Here is an 18,266-nt window from a genome sequence, read left to right on the forward strand (position 1 = left end):
CGCGACATCGCGGCAGCGCCGCCGGTTCAGTGGAAATCGTTCAGGTGCGGATACTGTTCGAACACGCCCGCGATCGTCTCGAGCGCCGCGTTGCATGCGGCATCGGACGTTTCGGCGCCGATGCACACGCGCACCGCATTCGGCCGCTCCGTGCCGCCGACGAGGAACGGATCGGGCGACGTCACCGCGATCTTGCGGGTGCGCAATTCGCGTACGAGCCGCTCGGCCTGCCAGTAGTCGGGCACGCGCAGCCATGCCGAAAGCGCATTCGGGTGCGCACCGAGCACATACGGCCCCAGCGCGGCCCTCACCATCTCCTGGCGCACGGCGAGCCGCTGGCGCTGCAGTTCGACGAGCCGCCGCGCGGTGCCGTCGGCGATCCAGCGCGTCGCGATTTCCGCGATCGGCGACGTCGCCATCCAGCTGCTCACGCGCAGCACGCTCTCGACGCGCAACGCGAGCCGCCGCGGCATCGCGAGATAGCCGGTGCGCAACCCGGTCAGCACCGATTTCGTCATGCTCGTGCAGTAGAAGCCGAGCTCCGGAATCAGGCTGGCGATCGGCGTGCCCGTCTTCTCGGGGAGCGGGCCGTACACGTCGTCCTCGATCACGTACACGCCGTAGCGCGTCGCGATGCGTGCGATCGACCGCCGCCGCGAATCGGTCATCAGCGACACGGTCGGGTTATTGAGGGTCGGCGTACACACGAGCGCGCTGATCCGCTCGCCGTCGCACATCTCCTCGAAATGTTCGGGACGAATGCCGTGCTCGTCCATCTCGAGCCCCTTCAGCGTAAACCCGAGCACGTTCGCGGAGCCGATCACGCCGTGATCGGTCAGGCTCTCGCACAACACGGTATCGCCCGGCCCGACGATCGACGCGAGCGCGAGAAAGATCCCGTGCGCCGCGCCGTTCGTGACCAGCAGCGATTCGCGATGCACCGGCATGTTCAGCGACGCGAGCCACGCGGCGCCGGCGTCGCGATGCGCGTCGAGGCCGGCGATCGGCCGGAACGAACGGATCCACGGCTGATCGTCGGTGCCGGCCAGCGCCGCACATACGCCGCGCCACGCGGCATCGTGTTCCGGCGTGTGCACGATGCGGGCGATCGAGAAGTCGACCAGTTCGCGCTCGGTCGTATCGAGGATGTAGTTCGACATCGATTCGGTCACGCGCGCGGCCACGAAGCTGCCACGGCCGACCTCGCAGCGGATCAGCCCCTGGCGTTCCAGCTCCTTGTATGCGTTGGTGACGGTCTGCACGCTGACGCCGAGGCTCGACGCGACGTCGCGCTGCGGCGCGAGCCGTGCGCCCGGCGCGAGCGCGCCGTTTTCGATGTCGCTGGCGATCGCCTTCACGAGCCGCTTGTATTTCGACTCGATGCCGTGCACCGCGCCGATCGCGTCGCGCCAGCCTGCCGATACCTCGGTCCGTCCCATCTCGATGTCTCCGTCGTGGCTTCCGCATGGTCGCTCAGAAAGACACCCCGAAAATATTGTCCTAGTGCAATCGCGCGCGAAAGCAGGACTTATGGGTCGAATCGGCGGCGCAATCGGCGTGCCCGTATGAGTACGGGGCCTCCGGCACTTTTATGGACGTCGCGGGACGCCTGCGTCGCAGAATGCGCGATGCCCAGGGATCGCCCGCGTGCCGACCATCCTGCCGTCGTCGAGCGCCGCCGCCGCGACGTGGGGAGCGGCATGCGAGGATGAGGTCGACACGCATGGAACCGCCCGCGCGCTTGCAGAGCCCCCGATTTGCACGCCACGGTCGTTTTGCGAAGTCCGGTTTTTCCCGAGCCGGGGCTTCGAATTTACTGAACGCGCGCGCCGTGCTGACGGACCGTTCTCGTCTGACGATTCAATATTGTCAGCGCGCCGGCGGCCCGGGATCGTCAGCCTTGCCGCCCGACCATGGCCGGCACGCCGCCCGGATGGCTTCAGACGGGCCGGCCGTGCGCATGCGGCATGTCGTCCGAGTGTCATCCGGATGATCGAAACCGATAGTTTGCTATCGAATGTTTTTGCCCTATCATCTCGCCCATGACCAATCTGCACGACCTCCGCCTCGCCGTCAGCAGCCTGCTCGTGCTCACCGCGCGCAAGTGGCGCCGCACCAGCGACGGCGTACTGACTGCGTACAACGTATCCGAGGCCTGCGCGACGCCGCTGCTGATCGCCGGCCGCCTCGGCGAAGGCGTGCGGCAAGGCACGCTCGCCGAGCACGTCGGCATCGAAGGGCCGTCGCTCGTGCGCCTGCTCGACCAGTTGTGCGCGGCCGGCCTCGCCCGCCGCGACGAGGATCCGCACGATCGCCGTGCGAAGACGATCTCGCTGACGGCCGCCGGCCGCGCAATCACCGCGAAGATGGAGGAGGACCTGCGCGCGCTGCGTGCACAGGTGCTAAAGGGCGTGTCGCGCGCCGATCTCGAAGCGACGCTGCGCGTGCTGAACGCGTTCAACGCGGCCGATCCGCATCCTTCGGCGTCGCACCCGTCCCGCCCCGTCGACTCCGCGTCATGACCTATCCGAGCCTTCGCGACTGGCTGTTCTCGGGCAAGACGTTCGCCGCGTCGATGCTGGCGCTGTACCTCGGCCTGTATTTCCAGTTGCCGCGCCCGTATTGGGCGATGGCGAGCGTCTACATCGTGTCGAACCCGTTCGTCGGCGCGACGCGCTCGAAGGCGCTGTACCGCGCGCTCGGCACCGCGCTCGGCGCGGCCGCCGCGATCTTCTTCGTGCCGCCGTTCGTCGAGACGCCGCTCCTGTTCAGCATCATCGTCGCGACCTGGTGCGGCACGCTGCTGTACCTCGCGATCTCCGACCGCACCGCGCGCAGCTACGTCTTCATGCTCGCCGGCTATACGATGCCGCTGATCGCGCTGCCGACCGTCACCGATCCGTCCACGGTGTTCGACGTCGCGATCGCGCGCACCGAGGAAATCGTGCTCGGCATCGTGTGCGCGAGCGTGGTCGGCAGCACCGTGTTTCCGAACCGGCTCGCGCCGACGCTGATCGAGCGCACCGACGCATGGTTCAAGGACGCCGCGTTCTACGGCCGCGAAACGCTGTCCGGGCATCTGGCCGGCAAGGCGCTGTCCGCGTGCCGGCAGCGGCTCGCCGCGACGATCACCGGCCTCGAATTCCTGCTGAGCCAGCTGGGCTACGACCATGCGCATCCGCGTGTGCTCGCGCGCGCGCAGGCGCTCGCGGGCCGGATGCAGTTGTTCCTGCCGCTGATGTCGTCGCTCGCCGATCCCTTGATCGCGCTGATGCGCGACCTGCACGTGCGTCCGCCCGCGCTCGACGCACTGCTGGCCGACGCCGCGAAGTGGTTCGATGCGCCGCTGCCGGCCGTCAAGACCGGCTCCGACGGCGACATGGCGCACGATCCGGTCGCGGACGACCTGCGCGAGCGCATCGCCGCGCTGCAGCCGCCCGACAGCGCGCTGGCGAGCTGGGACGGCGCGCTGCTGTCGAATGCGCTGTGGCGGCTGCGCCAGGTCATCGACATCTGGCAGGACTGCCGCTCGCTGCGCGCGCTGATCGCGAACGAGTCGGGCGTGTGGCAGCCGCGCTACCGGCACTGGCGGCTCGGCGGCACCGAGCGCTTCTTCGATCGCGGGATGATGCTGTTCTCGACGCTGACCGTCGTGTTCGCGATCGTGTTCGCGTGCTGGCTGTGGATCTCGTCCGGCTGGCACGACGGCGCGGCCGCCGTCACGCTCGTGGCCGTGTCGTGCAGCTTTTTCGCCGCGCTCGACGAGCCGGCGCCGCTGGTGTTCAAGTTCTTCCTGTCGACCGCCGCGAGCGTCGTGTTCGCGGGCCTGTACCTGTTCGTCGTGCTGCCGCACGTGCACGATTTCGCGATGCTCGTGCTGATGTTCGCGGGCCCGTTCATCCTGATCGGCACGCTGCTGCCGCGCCCGCAGTTCAACATGGTGACGATGCTCGTCGCCGTGAACACGGCCACCTTCATCAGCATCCAGAGCGCGTACGAAGCCGATTTCTTCGTGTTCCTGAACAGCAACCTCGCGGGCGTCGCCGGGCTGCTGTTCGCCTACGTATGGACGCGTGCGACGCGCCCGTTCGGCGCGGAACTCGCGGTGCGGCGCCTGCTGCGCTCGGGCTGGGAGGACGTCGCGCGCGCCGCGTCGACGCAGCCGCTCGACGATCAGCGCAACCACGCATCGCGGATGCTCGACCGCGTCACGCAACTGCTGCCGCGCCTCGGCGCGTCCGACGACCATCGCCACCCGTCGATCGAGAGCTTCCGCGACCTGCGCATCGCGCTGAATGCGCTCGACCTGCGCCGCTCGCGCCGCCGCCTGTCGGGCGACGTGCCCGACGCGATCGATCGCGTGCTGGCCGGTGTCACCGATCACTACACGCGCTGCGCGGCCGCGAACGCGCGCCAGCCCGCGCCGCCCGCGCTGCTCGCGACGATCGACGACGCGCTGCAGCGCGTGGCCGGTCGCACCCTGCCGGGCACCGCGCCGGCCGACGGCGCGCCCGCACCCGCGGCGCCAGCCACGCATCGCCGGCTGCGCGACACGCTGCACGCGCTCGTCGGCCTGCGCCTGTCGCTATATCCGGCCGCGGCCGCGCAAGCGCCTCAGGCGCCGGACGGAGCGCGCGCATGAGCCGGCTTTCCACCCTGTCCTTCCGACCGCGACCATGATCGGCGAAATCGATATCTTCGGCGTGTTCGTGCCGGCCCCGCTCGTGCTGATGCTGATCGCTTACCTGATCAACATCGTCGTGCGCGCGCTGCTCGAGCGCGTCGGCTTCTACCGCCTCGTCTGGCACCGTTCGATCTTCGACCTCGGCATCTACGTGTTCGTGCTGGCCGCCGTCGTGATCGTGTCCCACCAACTCGTGGCTACCTAACGTGAAAAAAACCTGGCTCTCGGCAGGGCAAGTCCTGCTCACCCTGATCGTCGTCGTCGTGGCCGGCCTCGTGCTGTGGCGCATCATCAACTACTACATGTTCTCGCCGTGGACGCGCGACGGGCACGTGCGCGCCGACGTGATCCAGGTCGCGCCGGACGTGTCGGGCCTCATCACGTCGGTGCAGGTCGCCGACAACCAGGCGGTTAAGCGCGGCCAGGTGCTGTTCGTGATCGACCAGGCGCGCTACGCGCTCGCGGAGCGGCTCGCCGAAGCGACGCTCGCGCAGCGCCGCGCGACGCTCGCGCAGGCGAAGCGCGAATACGCGCGCAACCTGCAGCTCGGCAACCTGGTCGCGAGCGAACAGGTCGAGGAAAGCCGCACGCGGGTCGAACAAGGCGAAGCCAGCGTCGCCGATGCGCAGGTGTCGCTCGACACCGCGAAGCTGAACCTGCAGCGCACGACGATCGTCAGTCCCGTGGACGGCTACCTGAACGACCGCGCCCCCCGCGTCGGCGAATACGTGCCGGCCGGCCGCGCGGTGCTGTCGGTCGTCGACCGCAACTCGTTCCGCGTCGATGGCTACTTCGAGGAGACCAAGCTGCGCGGCATCCATATCGGCCAGCCGGTCGACATCATCGTGATGGGCGAGCCGCATGCGCTGCGCGGCCACGTGCAGAGCATCGTCGCCGCGATCGAGGATCGCGACCGCACGCAAGGCGCGAACCTGCTGCCGAACGTGAACCCGGCGTTCAGCTGGGTGCGGCTCGCGCAACGCGTACCGGTGCGCGTCGTACTCGACGAGGTGCCGGACGATTTCCGGATGATCGCAGGCCGCACCGCGACCGTGTCGATGCGCGGCGCCGAATCGCGCCGCGACGACAATGCGAAACCGGTTGCCGCCAGCGCCGCGGGTGCGGCCTCGACCGCATCCGGTACGGCCGCGAGCGCCGTGGGAGCATCGCAATGAAGCGGCACCGTCTGCGCGTCGCGGCGACGCTCGCCCCGCTTGCGCTCGTACTCGGCGCGTGCAAGTCGGTCGGCCCCGACTACAAGCTGCCGCAACAGGCGTACGTCAATGCGCCGCTCGCGAACCATGCGCTCGACGACGCGAGCGGTGCGCTGGTGTCGCGCGACGCGGTGCCCGGCAACTGGTGGCAACTGTACGACGACCCGGTACTCGACGGGCTCGTGCGCGATGCGCTGAAATCGAACACCGACCTGCGCGTCGCCGCGGCGAACCTCGCCCGCTCGCGCGCGGCGCTGGCGGTCGCGAACGAACAGGGCGGCTTCTCGGGCCGCGCGGAAGCGGCCGTGCAGCGTGCGCAGGAATCGGCCGAGCAATACCTGCTCGAAAACAAGCTGCCGGTCGTCAACGAAGGTACGGTCGGCATCAACGTGTCGTACGAACTCGACCTGTTCGGCAAGCTGCGGCGCGGCGTCGAAGCCGCACGCGCGGACAGCGAGGCCGTCAAGGCGGCCGGCGACCTGGCGCGCATCACGGTCGTCGCCGACGTCGTGCGCGCGTACGTCGAAGGATGCTCGGCCGGCGACGAACTCGCGATCGCGAAGCAGTCGCTCGCGCTACAGCGGCAGCGCGTCGCGCTGTCGCAGCGGCTGCGCGACGCCGGGCGCGGCAACCAGACCGACGTGACGCGCGGCGTAACGCAGGTGCGCACGCTCGCCGCCGACATTCCGCGCTTCGAAGGCCGCCGCAAGATCGCGCAGTACCAGCTCGCCGCGCTGCTCGCGCGCGCGCCGGCCGATCTGCCGAAAGCCGCCACCGAATGCGAACGCCTGCCGAAGCTGCGTCAGCCGATTCCGATCGGCGACGGCGCCGCGCTGCTGCGCCGCCGTCCCGACGTACGCGAAGCCGAGCGGCAGCTCGCCGCCGCGACCGCGCGGATCGGCGTGGCGACCGCCGCGCTGTACCCGTCGGTCAGCATCGGTGCGTCGGCGGGCTCGGTCGGCGTCGCCGCCGACCTGTTTTCGTCCACCACGAATCGCTGGTCGTTCGGCCCGCTGATCAGTTGGTCGTTCCCCGTCAACGGCCAGCGTGCGCGCGTGCGCGAAGCCGAGGCCGCGACGGGCGGCGCACTCGCGCACTTCGACGGCGTCGTGCTGAATGCGCTGCGCGAAACGCAGTCGAGCCTCGCGACCTATGCGGCCGACGTGCAGCGCGCGGATGCGCTGCGCACCGCCTACGAATCGGCCCGCAATTCCGCTGCCGAAACGCATCGCCTCTATGCGGCCGGCCGCGAATCGTTCCTCTCCGATCTCGACGCGACGCGCACGTTGACGAGCGTGCAGGCGCAGGTCGCGGCGGCCGAAGGCCAGGTCGCGGCCGACCAGGTGCGGCTCTTCCTCGCACTCGGCGGCGGTTGGGACAGCGATGACGCAACGGCCGCAGCGGACGCCAGCGCCGCCGCTGCGGCACCCGCGACCGGCGCGTCGGCGCCGTAGCATCATCGCCGTCGGCACGAAACGCATGCATGGTGCAACGTGCCGTGACGGTGGGGGTTCCTGATTCGCGCGATAACATCCGCGACGCGCTGCGCACCCGCTTTGACGGTACACTGGCCGACGTACTTCCATTGATCTTCCGCCGCGGCCGCTCCGGCCGCGGCATCCACCCGGAGAGTCATCATGCGAACCAGCGCCCGCAACCAGTTCGCCGGCCAGATCGGCGCCATCAAACCCGGTGCCGTCAACGACGAAATCACGCTGCGCACGCAGGACGGCCTCGAGATCGTCGCCGTGATCACCCACGGCAGCGCCGCGTCGCTGGGCCTCGCGGCCGGCACGAAGGCGTTCGCGCTCGTCAAGGCATCGTCGGTCATCGTGATGGTCGACGTCGACAGCAGCAAGGTGTCAGCCCGCAACTGCGTCGCGGGCACCGTCGCGTCGGTCGCGAAGGGCGCGGTCAATTCGGAGGTCGTGATCAAGTCCGCAGGCGGTGCGGAGATCGTCGCGATCGTCACCAACGACAGCGTCGATCGTCTCGGCCTCGCGCGCGGCACCGCCGCATCCGCGATCTTCAAGGCGTCGAGCGTGATCGTCGGCGTCGAGTGATCGCGTAACGAACGCGATGGCGACTCATCGTGCGCCGCGTAGAAGTGCGAACGGGCTCTCGTCCGGGGACTGACGATGACCGCTTCGGCCGATCGCACGCATGAACGGGTGTTGCAGTCGTTGCAATCGGCAGCGACCAACGTCGACGTACCCGACGCGCAGTTGTTCGGTGCACTCGTCGCGGCACGCGCGGGTCGCAACGAACTCTCGCTGCTGGGCTTGTCTGCCGGCCAGTTCGCCGACCTGCTGGCCCGGCAGTTTCCGCATCTGCGATCGATCGATACCGCCGCGCTCGCACCGACGGTCGCGCCGCCACCGTTGCTGGCCGCCCACTCGGCATTCGTCGCGACGCTGCACGCACGGCTGATGGCCGACGCGAATCCCGCCGTCGCCCGCGACGATGCAGACTGCCTCGCCTCGATCATCGCGCATGCATGCCTGCGCCCCGATCATCTGTGGCGCGACCTCGGGCTCGATGGGCGCGACGCGGTATCCGCGATGCTCGAGCGCTTTTTCCCCGCGCTCGCCGCGCGCAACGTCGCTCATCTGCGCTGGAAAAAATTCCTTGCGCAAGAAGTAGCCGCATCGCTCGGCGTGCCGCCCGGGCCCGCACCCGGGTGCCCGGGCTGCGAGGATTTCGGTTTCTGTTTTCGTCGAGCGTGATGGTTGTCGCGGCGACGTGCGTGCCGATGTCTGTGGCGTCGCATCGTCAGCCGGAACCTGTCGTTACGCGACTTCGACGCCACCTCCCGCTTTCACGCAACCCGCAGATCGCCGGTATTTCACGCAACGACGACCGAATGTTCGTCAAACGTGCAGGCGGTTGCCGGAGCGCGTTCCGCACCTCCAACAGAATCCGGCGACGAGCGGCTTCCAGTGCGCGAGCCAATACGTGCCTCGACGACGTGACGGCACTCCGCATGCCGGGACCGACGATCGGCTGTTTGCGTTTCCCATAAACGGGAACCGAGGCTGATCGCGTAGACGCCGGGCTCCATCAGCATCGCCGCGACCGGTATCGCACATAGCGTCGATCGACGATTTCCACGCAAACATTGCGTAAAACGAATTTCAGATTGACGCGCCGAATTAATCAGCTATGCATATTATTTCGCAATCGAAGCGTGTTGCGCGCCAACGTCGATCGATGAACGTCAGTCGTCCGGTTGGGTTGTCTGTTCGACGAGGGAGGTGATGTACCGGCAGGTTTTGCGCCAGGGGAGGCAGTCCCGACCTGCGTCTGTCGACGCAGGTCGGTCTGTCGTGTCATGCGCTGCATGCGACTTGCATGCGGGGAAGCACAGTAGGTTCGACGAGCGTCGTGCGAATTACTCGTTGCTGGCCGCTTGTTGTTCGACCTGCGGCGCGGCGTCGGTCTGGACCTTCGCTTCCGCTTCGGCTTGCGCCGATTGCGGCGCGACAACGGTCTGCTGCTCGATCTTCGGTTGCTGCGGCGCACCCTTGGCCGATTGTGCCGCGCCCTTGCCGGGGCGGCGAGCCTTCAGACGGCGCGCACGCGCCGCATCGTCGTGCGTCACGCGCCCGGCTTCGTTGCCCTGCAGATCGACGCGCACCGCGTCTTCGACGAGGCAGGACCAGTAGCGGTTGCCGCGGCACCACGTCGACATTGCTTCGCGCAGTTCGGCTTCGTTGAGGCCGACGGCCTGCGCTTCGCGTGCGAGATCGTCCCAGATGCCGACCTTGAGCGGCACTTTGGGGGCCGGATTCTTCGGGAACGCGCGCGGAAACTTCCGCTGCAGTTTGCCGATTGCGACGATGACCGGATCGACCGGCGCCGACGGCTTCGCCGAAGCAGGCTTCGCCCGGTGCTGCGCCTTCGCGCCGGCAGCCGGCTTGGCGCCGCGGGACGGCTGGTCGCCGGACTTCGGCTTCGCGCCGGCGTCCGTCGGCGCAGCCGGCCGCTTCGCGTTGCGCTCCTGCTTGGCCTTCGCCGCGAGCTGCGCCCGCAATTCGGCAAGTTGTTCAAAACCCATAAATTCAATCCACCAGGAATATAAGGTGTGGTTCGTGCGGCCGTGCCGTGCGGCACGAAAGCGTCGCCGCCATGCGTGCGGCCGGCCTGCCGCCGGTGCGGAATACTACGGGGCCGCATCGTGCACGCCACTCTGTTTTCAGGCACCCGGCCTCGATGCCGGACAAGACAGGATTGGAAGTATACCGGTACGCGGGACGGCCGGTTGACTCGCCGGTCTGCATTTGCCCGATCCGCGACGCCGAAAATGCGTCCGCGCGGTCGTGTTGCGCATTATATGGATACGTTTCCGGATGTCACGCCATTCGCGGCTACCACCGGAAATCGGGCTGTGCGTGCACCCGACACGCAGTCTTCCGCGCGACGGCCGTCGAACAGCGTCGTGCCGCATCCGCAACCCGTTGCGTGGCCCGCCGACGTCGCGCGACATACCGACCGTCGTTTGCACCGGCATCGGCGCCCGACTCGTTGCGTCCGCATCGATCGCGTCGCGGACGAAGATATCGGAAAGTGCGTAGTATGGCCGAATCGACTTCGTTGGCAGCATGTCCCCGCTGTTTTTAACCGCGCGCCCGATCGGCTGTGCGCGATCCCGTTGCCTGCGAAAAGACCCGGTTACCAGCGATGGAGCGGATGCATGGTTTCCCAAGACGACACCCCGCACGACGACGTCACGCGCGAGGAGATTCACCATCGGCAGATCGACATGCGCGGCTATCGACGCAGCGATGGCCTGTTCGAAGTGACGGCCTGCCTCGCGGACCGCAAGACCAGCGATTTCAAGCCACCCGGCGGCACGCGGACGGTCGCCGCGCTGACGCCGCTCCACGATCTCGGCGTGACACTGGTCTTCGACATCGACATGGTCGTGCGCGCCGTATCCACGTTCATCCGTTCGCACCCGTATGCGCAGTGTCCGGGCGGCGGCGACTCGCTGCAGGCACTCGTCGGATTGAACATCGGCGCCGGCTGGAATAGCGAGGTTTGCAAGCGCCTGCCGTCCTGCGATACGTGCACGCACCTGAAGGAATTGCTCGGCCCGATCGCCACGACGGCTTATCAGACGATGGTCGGCATGCGGCGATCGTCGCTCGATTACCGCGACGGCGACGGCAAGCCGCTCAAGATCGACAGTTGCTACGCATACGGCGCATCGCGCGATCTCGTGAAACGTCTTTGGCCCGAATATCACCAGCCTCCGGCGACGGCAAAGGGCAGCTAGCGCGCCGGCATCCGGCCGGTTCGGCGTTTGCGGAACGGCATCGAGCGAACGGCCGCAGAGCGTGCCTTCGTCGATTCGGCGGATCGGCGCCGCCGCATCCGTCATCAGAAAATGCCCAGCGCCAGCCCAGCGGCAAGCCCTGCGCCCAGTTCGGCGCAACGTGCGAGCGCGTCGCGGTCGATCGTCTTCGTCGCGAGAATACGCTCCGGCGTCTGCGCATGCGTGCAGACGATCAGGCCGGGCGCGACGTTTTTCAGCCGCCATCCGGTCGCAATCCGGTCGATCTGGCGCAATGCGTTCTGTCCGTCGCTTCCCGCGCAGATCATCGCCGCATACGGACGGCCGTTCACGCGATCGAGCGCCGCGTAGTAGCAGCGATCGAAGAAATCCTTCATCAGCCCCGACATCGCCGCAAGATTCTCCGGCGTCGCGAACAGGTACGCGTCGGCGGCCAGCACGTCGTCTGCACTCGTCGCGTCCGCGCGCTGCAGCCTGACGTCGACGCCGGGCTGCTCGCGTGCCGCACCGGCAGCTGCTTCGGCCATCTGCTGCGTGCCTCCGGTCATCGTGTGATAGACGATCAACAGCGTCTTCATGGATAGTTGCTCGCAATCGGCTTTGGATGCGCCGACGGTATCGTCGAGTTTGGCCCGATGGCCGGTCGGCACGGATGGACGCCATTTTTCGGTCGTTTTCCGCGGATTGGGCGGTTTCGCGCATTGCAACGATTTCGATTCGCCCGTGCTTGCGGGTGCTTCCGCTCGCGCGTTCAGTCCTGCGTGCGATGCGCTGCTGTGCCGTCGTCCGGTCGCGCGTAGTACGCGAGGAACATGTCGGCAGCCGATTCCGCCACTTTCTGCTGCTCCTGCGCCGTCAACGGCGGCTGACCCATCGTGATCTGCGGCCAGAATGCGAATGCCTTCACGGCCCCATGCAACTGATGCGCGGCGAACACCGGATCGGCGACCGACAGACGACCGGCGGCCGCAGCCGCTCGCACCCAGATCGTGACGTCTTCCTCGCGCTCGCCGAGGCGTTCGACCATGTCGCGCGCCCGTTCCGGCGAATGAATGGCCGCGCCGATCGCGACACGCGCCAGCGCGATAAACGCCTCGTCGTTCATCAACCGCAATTTGCGGTCGAGCAGCGCGAGCAGTTGCTCGCGCAGCGGCACGTCGGCGCGATAGGTCGGCGAGTTGCCCGTCCGGGTCGCATCCCACAGCTTGTTCAGGATCGCGGCGAAGAGCGTCTCCTTGCCCGGGAAGTGGTTGTAGACGGTGCGCTTCGACACGTCCGCGCGCGCAGCGATGCGATCCATGCTCGTCGCATCGTAGCCCGCCGCAAGAAATTCCTCGATTGCCGCGTCGACGATGGCTGCGCGCTTTCGGTCGGTCAGACGCTGAGGGGGAGTGCTGGTATCCATTTGGAAATTTTACACCGGGCAGTTTACTTATCCCAAAAATAAACTACACTGTTCAGTGTACTTTATTCTCCGGACGAACCGACATGGCATCGCCTCTCGTTTTGATTCACCGCATTCTTGGGTTCGCGGCAGCCCGACGTGGCCGGACGCTGTCCGGCAGTTCGCCGCAGCACAATGGCGAGCGCTTTGCCAATGTCGCACCGCGGCCTGCCGAAGGATTGGGAAAGACGTTGAGAATCGCGTGGAACATGCTGGTCAACAAGCCGCGTCATACCGTGCCCGCCGGTGCCTTGCCCGTCGATTCGCTGGCCCGCGCGGAGCTCGACGCGGCGCCCGATCGCAGCCTGTACCGGCTCGGCCATTCGACGCTGCTGCTGAAATTGCGCGGCGAATTCTGGCTGACCGATCCGGTCTTTGCCGAGCGCGCGTCGCCGTTTCGGCGCATCGGCCCCAAGCGCTTTCATGCACCGCCGATCGCGCTGGAAGATCTTCCGCCGCTGCGCGGCGTGATCCTGTCGCACGATCATTACGATCACCTCGACCGCGACACGGTGCTCGCGCTCGCCGCAACCACGAGCGTGTTCGTGACGACGCTGGGCGTCGGCGATCGGCTGATCGAATGGGGTATCGACGCGAACAAGGTCCGCCAGCTCGACTGGTGGCAAAGCATGGACGTGGCCGGGCTGACGCTGACGGCGACGCCCGCCCAGCACTTCTCCGGCCGTAGCCTGTTCGACGGCAACAGCACGCTATGGGCGTCGTGGGTGATCGTCGACGACGACCTGCGCCTGTTCTTCAGCGGCGATACGGGCTATTTCGACGGCTTCCGGGAGATCGGCGAGCGCCTCGGGCCGTTCGACGTCACGCTGATCGAAACAGGCGCCTATGATGCGCAATGGCCGTACGTGCACATGCAGCCGGAAGAAACCGTGCAGGCGCACATCGATTTGCGCGGACGCTGGCTGATCCCGATCCACAACGGCACGTTCGACCTCGCCATGCACCGCTGGCAGGAGCCGTTCGAGCGTGTCACGGCGTTGGCGCTCGTGCGCGGCATCGAGCTGTCGACGCCGAGGATGGGCGAGCGCGTCGATCTCGGCGCACCGCATCGTGGTGAGCGTTGGTGGCGTACGGTCGACGAGCGCGCGGCAGCGCCGGCGACGAAATCGCGACGCTGGCAGTTTTGCGCATCGCAGGCGACGAAGTAGTCCACCAGGGCGCTACGTGCCTTCCGGGCCGATGGTGGTGTCGCGATTCCGGGCGGTGCACGCGTTGTTGGCCTCCTCCTTGCACGTCGGCGGGCTGTCCGTCGTTCCGATTACCCGAGTAGAGAAGTCATGCATCCGGTACCCGTCCGATACATACCCGGCCAACGAGACGATGACGTCGGCATCGCGGCGTTTGATCATACAGGCCACCGTTCGACCCGCCGCAGCCGCGAGAACGAGCTGCGACAGACGCTTGCAGAGCGCGTCGCGAAATGGACCGAAGGTGTCGATCACTTCAACACGGCCATTCCCAACCTGAGCTTTCATCGAAGGGAAGCACCAACGCTGCCGATGGAATGCATGGTCGAACCGAGCTTCGGCCTCGTCGTTCAGGGCGCGAAGCGGGTCATGCAAAGCGGGGACGCCTATATTTACGACGCCGACCGCTTTCTGATCACGTCCCTCGATCTGCCTGGTTCGACGCAGATCATCGAGGCCAGCTCCGACAAACCGTTTCTCGGGCTGGGCCTCAAGCTCGATTTCCGCGTCATGGCCGAGTTGATGATGCAAGTCGCACCGGATCACGACGATACGCCTGCAGGCCGCGGACTCGTCGTCGGCGACATGACCGAACCGCTCTACGACGCGCTGAACCGGTTACTCGCGCTGCTGGACGACCCGAGCGCCATTCCCGTTCTCGCACCGTACGTCGAGCGGGAAATTTACTATCGGCTGCTGACGAGCGATCAGGGCGCCCGGCTACGCCAGATTGCGTCCACCGGCAGTCAGTGCAACCGCGTGTCACGCGCGATCCGGTGGTTGCGCGCACACTATGACGAGTCGTTGCGCGTCGATGATCTCGCGGCGCAGGTTCAGATGAGCAGTTCGACCTTCCATCACCACTTCCGTCAGCTCACAGGCATGAGTCCGTTGCAGTATCAGAAATGGATACGGCTCAACGAGGCACGTCGGCTGATGCTGGCCGAGCGGCTCGACGCTGCGTCGGCGGCCTTCCGCGTCGGGTATGCGAGCCCAACCCAGTTCAACCGGGAATATAGCCGGCTGTTCGGTAATTCTCCGCGAAGGGATATCGATAGCCTGCGAGGTGGCGCGGACGTCTCGCTATCGATCGTGGCGAGTTATTGATTGCGCCAAGCGGCGGTGGAGATGTGCCGGCATTGGAGGGGCTCAGTAAAAGTTCGGATCGGCTGCTCGCATGCGGGTTAAGTGGACAATTCCTTTTCCGGAGACTACGTTGTACTGGTCGCCCCCAGGATTCGTTCCCGCTCCTTCGGCCTGAGCTTCTTCTCGCGATGCGTCGAGATTCCCGGAATCGGGGAGCCGACACATGCGTTGTCACGTGACAACTGGAGCTAAATATCGACGTACGTTGGGTGGATTGGCGACTCGACGAGATTCAAAGGGCACGGATCTTCTGGTACATCGACGACCTTCTGCGGCTCTCCATCCAAAAACGTATCAAAAACCACAAATCACGTACTAATAAAAACGAATCTGCGCTTGGTCACATCGATTTTCAACGCTGGTGCGCCGAAATAGCATACAGCCCCATTTCTCAGCGCCACCGCGTCCATTTTGCGTGAAACAACATGAAGAATATGGCGCAAGCCATTGCTACACAAGGATTTCCGGCAGACATCGATTTTCGAAGAATGTTTCACGACCCGGCCTGTTTGGATCGTCACATCGATCCGGCGCACGGATTCAGCGCCAATTGCTGCCCACATGCGTGGTAATCTCGCGCTTTGCGGTCCGCGTACAGCACCGATATTTGTAGCGAAGCCAGCCCCCGCCCTATTGACCGGCATGAGCGGCAACGCCAAAGTCTCCTCATTTAAATAGGGACATATCGACGTCGCTGCGATATCTCCGTAGAGACATGCCTTGGCATTTGCTTAGGGGCGTCGTGTCAGCGTACGGGCGCACGTGCGACGACAGAGTGATCAGCCGCCATCGGATCTGGGCCTCGCCATCCCAGCCGGTCGCGGTCCTTTTCAACTCCGGCCGGTGCGCATCACTTTATATAGCTTCCCGCTGCCCAGCTACCAGACATCGGCTCTTGTTGTCACGTGACAACTCATCGATGCGCTCCCGAGTCCTGCGGACCCAAAGCTACCGACGATGCCTCCTCCGAGCATATGCTTCCTACGCCCTGAGGGCTGGCTCAACCATGACTACGCCTTAAGGATCGCAAAGTCGCTCCGGGGGTCCGCTTCGAGGCGTTTGTCACGTGACAACTCATCTCGTTGCCACATCAGCGGACGTCGTCACGGGCCCTAATCGGAATAAAGCAATTTCTCCGCCGCCCGAGTCGCAATCGCGTCAAGGACTTCTCTGCAACGTACATCTCTAGAAAGAATCGAGTGCCAGGCGACTTGTCACGTGACAACTGTCTGTTTTCGCGCCGCAGACAACATCACGGGCATGCGTTCATATCGAGCCACGAGTGAGATCAACGCACGATGAGGCGCCAAGTCTCCGTGCAATGGCTTCGTTACTGATGCCAAAGACAGTTGGATTTCTGTTGTTTATTGTTCTTTCTTCAATCTTGATCGATGGCCTTTATCGAATCACTGTCCGTGTATAGCACCCGGCCATTCGGCCTATTTGTCACATAACAACCACAACGATCAATAGAACATTCATGATTCGGAGCAATTTTCTGGACATTCGAAGAATAACTACATATATTACGCAAAACTCCGTGGAGGAATTCAATGGCTTTCAAGATCGCCGTCAGTAATCAAAAAGGTGGAACTGGAAAGACAACCATCTCCGTCAACATCGCGGCTGCGTTCGAAGCCGGCGGCAACAAGGTCGCGCTGATCGATGCCGACCCTCAAGGCACTTCGGTCCGTTGGGTCACAAGTGGCGAGAACACACTCCCGATGACGGTCCTGTCGCTGGCGCCCGCCGGCCGCGGCATCGGCGGCGAGATCAAGAAGCAGGACGCAAATTTCGACGTAATCGTCATCGATTGCCCTGGGAACCTCGAAGACCCGCGTATTGCATCCGTCCTCGAAGTGGCGGACTTCTGCCTCGTGCCGCTTTCGCCGTCGCCGGCCGATCTGTACAGCACCGTCGCGATGATCCGCATGATCGAGTCGATGCGCGCCGTTCGAAATCCTCAACTTTCTTCCGCATTAATGCTGAATAGTGTCAATGGAAAAACTAAAATGCGTGAAGAAATTTTAAAAATTCTAAGAGCTGAAGAAATAGGGGAGCATCTGCTCGATAGCCAGATCGCGCAACGCGAGGTCTATCGTCAGACGTTCGCACTGGGCACCACGATCCATCACCACAATCGATACCTGAAGGGCTTGAAGGAAGCCCGCGCGGAAATCGAAAAGCTGGTCACGGAAATGGCCCAATACATCGCGTCGACGCGCGCTACCGGAGCCGCCCATGGCTAAGGACACCTCGAAAGACAAGAAGCCTGCCGGCAACCTGCATCTGGCAGCCGGCCTGTTGCGCGGGCTCGCGCAGGAAAATGCGGCACTCGAGACGCGGCTGCCCGAGCCGGCGGCCGCATCGGCTGCCGTCGTCGAAGCGACGCTCGCCAGTGCCTCGGCAGCAACCGCGCCCGCCGGTACGCCCGATCTGGGCGCGCCGCAGAAAGTGCTGGTCAAGGACTGCATCCCGAACCCGTTCAACCCGCGCGTGTTCTACTCGGAATCGAGCCTGCACGAACTCGCACTGACGTTGAAGCGGGAAGGGCAGATCGAGCCGATCAAGGTCACGCGGCTCCCCGAGTTTCCCGGCAAGCTCGTCGTGATCGACGGGCAACGCCGGCTGCGTGCGACGAGCATCAACGGCGACGAAACGATCAATGCGACGTTCCGCACGGATCACACCCCCGAGCAACTCTATACGATCGCGTATCGGGCGAACCACGACCACGAACGCCAGACGATCTTCGACGATGCGGTCGCGTGGAAGCGCCTCCTGGACGAAAAAGTCTTTGCCGACCAGAACACGCTGGCAGAGAAAATCGGCAAGGACAAGGCATCGATCAGCAAGACGCTGTCGCTGAATGCGTTGCCGAACACGCTGCTGGAACGGATGGCCAGTGCGAGCGACGTGGTCGGTCTGCAGGCCGCGTACTTCCTGAAGCTGATCTTCGAACGCCTGGGCGAGCCGACGGCCGACCGGCTGCTGACGGCCGTGATCGACCGGAAGAAATCCGTCCGCGATCTCGAGAATTTCCTACGGACGCAGAGCGACGGCGCCAAGAAGGCCGGACGCACGCGCTACAGCGTTCGTCATGACTTCGCGCTCGAATCGCGCGCGATCGGCCAATTGAAGACTTATCCGGACGGGCGTCTGGACCTGCAGCTCAAGGGCGTCGACGCATCCCACCAGGAAGCGCTTGCCGACAAGCTCAAGACCGTCATCGACGCGTACGTCGCCGATCTGGCGACGGCCACGTCGAAGTAAC

General features: G+C 65.3%; 17 protein-coding genes. 12 read left to right on the forward strand and 5 right to left on the reverse strand.

The features are described 5' to 3' along the window. Window positions 1-26: 26 nt before the first annotated feature. Window positions 27-1,439 (reverse strand): MocR-like ectoine utilization transcription factor EhuR, encoded by a 1,413-nt coding sequence (gene ehuR / locus WS89_RS07430; protein WP_059790251.1) that lies wholly within the window; start codon window positions 1,437-1,439, stop codon window positions 27-29. A 603-nt stretch (window positions 1,440-2,042) separates the two neighbouring features. Here ehuR and WS89_RS07435 point away from each other — a divergent pair. The 7 genes from WS89_RS07435 to WS89_RS07465 all read left to right on the forward strand — a co-directional run bounded on the left by WS89_RS07435 (window position 2,043) and on the right by WS89_RS07465 (window position 8,624). Continuing rightward, complete coding sequence (locus WS89_RS07435; RefSeq protein ID WP_059498791.1) at window positions 2,043-2,522, forward strand: MarR family winged helix-turn-helix transcriptional regulator; 480 nt, start codon at window positions 2,043-2,045, stop codon at window positions 2,520-2,522. After that, a complete protein-coding gene (locus tag WS89_RS07440) occupies window positions 2,519-4,642 on the forward strand; it encodes an FUSC family protein (RefSeq protein ID WP_059498792.1) in 2,124 nt (707 codons plus the stop codon). Before WS89_RS07435 ends, WS89_RS07440 begins: the two co-directional genes overlap by 4 nt. Before the next feature lie 34 nt (window positions 4,643-4,676). Then, window positions 4,677-4,889: a DUF1656 domain-containing protein gene (locus WS89_RS07445; RefSeq protein ID WP_059498793.1), complete on the forward strand. Its 213-nt coding sequence runs from the start codon at window positions 4,677-4,679 to the stop codon at window positions 4,887-4,889. Window position 4,890: 1 nt separating this feature from the next. Continuing rightward, window positions 4,891-5,859 (forward strand): efflux RND transporter periplasmic adaptor subunit, encoded by a 969-nt coding sequence (locus tag WS89_RS07450; protein WP_059498794.1) that lies wholly within the window; start codon window positions 4,891-4,893, stop codon window positions 5,857-5,859. Next, the gene (locus WS89_RS07455; protein WP_059790253.1) at window positions 5,856-7,352 is read left to right on the forward strand and encodes an efflux transporter outer membrane subunit; all 1,497 of its coding nucleotides are present in this window, start codon (window positions 5,856-5,858) and stop codon (window positions 7,350-7,352) included. The genes WS89_RS07450 and WS89_RS07455 overlap by 4 nt, the downstream gene beginning before the upstream one ends. A 183-nt stretch (window positions 7,353-7,535) precedes the next feature. Beyond that, entirely contained in the window at window positions 7,536-7,961 is a 426-nt protein-coding gene (locus WS89_RS07460) for a TOBE domain-containing protein (RefSeq protein ID WP_059790255.1), read from the forward strand. A gap of 75 nt (window positions 7,962-8,036) precedes the next feature. Further along, entirely contained in the window at window positions 8,037-8,624 is a 588-nt protein-coding gene (locus tag WS89_RS07465; RefSeq protein ID WP_059790257.1) for a nitrogen fixation protein NifQ, read from the forward strand. A 665-nt stretch (window positions 8,625-9,289) separates the two neighbouring features. Here the strand turns inward: WS89_RS07465 and WS89_RS07470 are convergent. Continuing rightward, the gene (locus WS89_RS07470; protein WP_059790259.1) at window positions 9,290-9,955 is read right to left on the reverse strand and encodes a ProQ/FinO family protein; all 666 of its coding nucleotides are present in this window, start codon (window positions 9,953-9,955) and stop codon (window positions 9,290-9,292) included. Between the two features lie 636 nt (window positions 9,956-10,591). Between WS89_RS07470 and WS89_RS07475 the strand changes: the two genes are divergently transcribed. Beyond that, window positions 10,592-11,176, forward strand: coding sequence for a DUF2889 domain-containing protein (locus WS89_RS07475; protein ID WP_059790261.1), 585 nt, complete (start codon window positions 10,592-10,594; stop codon window positions 11,174-11,176). A gap of 104 nt (window positions 11,177-11,280) precedes the next feature. Here WS89_RS07475 and WS89_RS07480 read toward each other — a convergent pair whose 3' ends face one another. Next, window positions 11,281-11,772 (reverse strand): flavodoxin family protein, encoded by a 492-nt coding sequence (locus WS89_RS07480; protein WP_059498819.1) that lies wholly within the window; start codon window positions 11,770-11,772, stop codon window positions 11,281-11,283. Window positions 11,773-11,945: 173 nt separating this feature from the next. Beyond that, window positions 11,946-12,599, reverse strand: coding sequence for a TetR/AcrR family transcriptional regulator (locus WS89_RS07485; protein WP_059790263.1), 654 nt, complete (start codon window positions 12,597-12,599; stop codon window positions 11,946-11,948). A gap of 83 nt (window positions 12,600-12,682) precedes the next feature. Between WS89_RS07485 and WS89_RS07490 the strand changes: the two genes are divergently transcribed. Together WS89_RS07490 and WS89_RS07495 are read left to right on the forward strand one after the other, a co-directional pair. Further along, window positions 12,683-13,807, forward strand: coding sequence for an MBL fold metallo-hydrolase (locus tag WS89_RS07490; RefSeq protein ID WP_059790266.1), 1,125 nt, complete (start codon window positions 12,683-12,685; stop codon window positions 13,805-13,807). A 129-nt stretch (window positions 13,808-13,936) separates the two neighbouring features. Then, complete coding sequence (locus WS89_RS07495) at window positions 13,937-14,953, forward strand: AraC family transcriptional regulator (RefSeq protein ID WP_059790268.1); 1,017 nt, start codon at window positions 13,937-13,939, stop codon at window positions 14,951-14,953. Window positions 14,954-15,300: 347 nt separating this feature from the next. On the opposite strand, the gene WS89_RS33650 is transcribed toward WS89_RS07495, so the two are convergent. Next, window positions 15,301-15,555: a hypothetical protein gene (locus WS89_RS33650; protein ID WP_156440520.1), complete on the reverse strand. Its 255-nt coding sequence runs from the start codon at window positions 15,553-15,555 to the stop codon at window positions 15,301-15,303. Between the two features lie 990 nt (window positions 15,556-16,545). On the opposite strand from WS89_RS33650, the gene WS89_RS07500 reads away from it, so the two are divergent. Continuing rightward, entirely contained in the window at window positions 16,546-17,241 is a 696-nt protein-coding gene (locus tag WS89_RS07500; RefSeq protein WP_059790270.1) for a ParA family protein, read from the forward strand. Then, complete coding sequence (locus WS89_RS07505; protein WP_059790273.1) at window positions 17,234-18,265, forward strand: ParB/RepB/Spo0J family partition protein; 1,032 nt, start codon at window positions 17,234-17,236, stop codon at window positions 18,263-18,265. The genes WS89_RS07500 and WS89_RS07505 overlap by 8 nt, the downstream gene beginning before the upstream one ends. Window position 18,266 lies beyond the last annotated feature (1 nt).

It is taken from the genome of Burkholderia sp. MSMB1072, from assembly GCF_001524725.1.
In the GTDB taxonomy this organism is placed as follows: Bacteria; Pseudomonadota; Gammaproteobacteria; order Burkholderiales; family Burkholderiaceae; genus Burkholderia.

Bases quoted from the DNA above. Each gene is read 5' to 3' on its own strand.
- WS89_RS33650 (WP_156440520.1), bottom strand. From the start codon at position 15,555: ATGTGGGCAGCAATTGGCGCTGAATCCGTGCGCCGGATCGATGTGACG.
- ehuR (WP_059790251.1), bottom strand. From the start codon at position 1,439: ATGGGACGGACCGAGGTATCGGCAGGCTGGCGCGACGCGATCGGCGCG.
- WS89_RS07495 (WP_059790268.1), top strand. From the start codon at position 13,937: ATGCATCCGGTACCCGTCCGATACATACCCGGCCAACGAGACGATGAC.
- WS89_RS07480 (WP_059498819.1), bottom strand. From the start codon at position 11,772: ATGAAGACGCTGTTGATCGTCTATCACACGATGACCGGAGGCACGCAG.
- WS89_RS07445 (WP_059498793.1), top strand. From the start codon at position 4,677: ATGATCGGCGAAATCGATATCTTCGGCGTGTTCGTGCCGGCCCCGCTC.
- WS89_RS07505 (WP_059790273.1), top strand. From the start codon at position 17,234: ATGGCTAAGGACACCTCGAAAGACAAGAAGCCTGCCGGCAACCTGCAT.
- WS89_RS07435 (WP_059498791.1), top strand. From the start codon at position 2,043: ATGACCAATCTGCACGACCTCCGCCTCGCCGTCAGCAGCCTGCTCGTG.
- WS89_RS07440 (WP_059498792.1), top strand. From the start codon at position 2,519: ATGACCTATCCGAGCCTTCGCGACTGGCTGTTCTCGGGCAAGACGTTC.
- WS89_RS07460 (WP_059790255.1), top strand. From the start codon at position 7,536: ATGCGAACCAGCGCCCGCAACCAGTTCGCCGGCCAGATCGGCGCCATC.
- WS89_RS07485 (WP_059790263.1), bottom strand. From the start codon at position 12,599: ATGGATACCAGCACTCCCCCTCAGCGTCTGACCGACCGAAAGCGCGCA.
- WS89_RS07500 (WP_059790270.1), top strand. From the start codon at position 16,546: ATGGCTTTCAAGATCGCCGTCAGTAATCAAAAAGGTGGAACTGGAAAG.
- WS89_RS07475 (WP_059790261.1), top strand. From the start codon at position 10,592: ATGGTTTCCCAAGACGACACCCCGCACGACGACGTCACGCGCGAGGAG.
- WS89_RS07455 (WP_059790253.1), top strand. From the start codon at position 5,856: ATGAAGCGGCACCGTCTGCGCGTCGCGGCGACGCTCGCCCCGCTTGCG.
- WS89_RS07490 (WP_059790266.1), top strand. From the start codon at position 12,683: ATGGCATCGCCTCTCGTTTTGATTCACCGCATTCTTGGGTTCGCGGCA.
- WS89_RS07470 (WP_059790259.1), bottom strand. From the start codon at position 9,955: ATGGGTTTTGAACAACTTGCCGAATTGCGGGCGCAGCTCGCGGCGAAG.
- WS89_RS07465 (WP_059790257.1), top strand. From the start codon at position 8,037: ATGACCGCTTCGGCCGATCGCACGCATGAACGGGTGTTGCAGTCGTTG.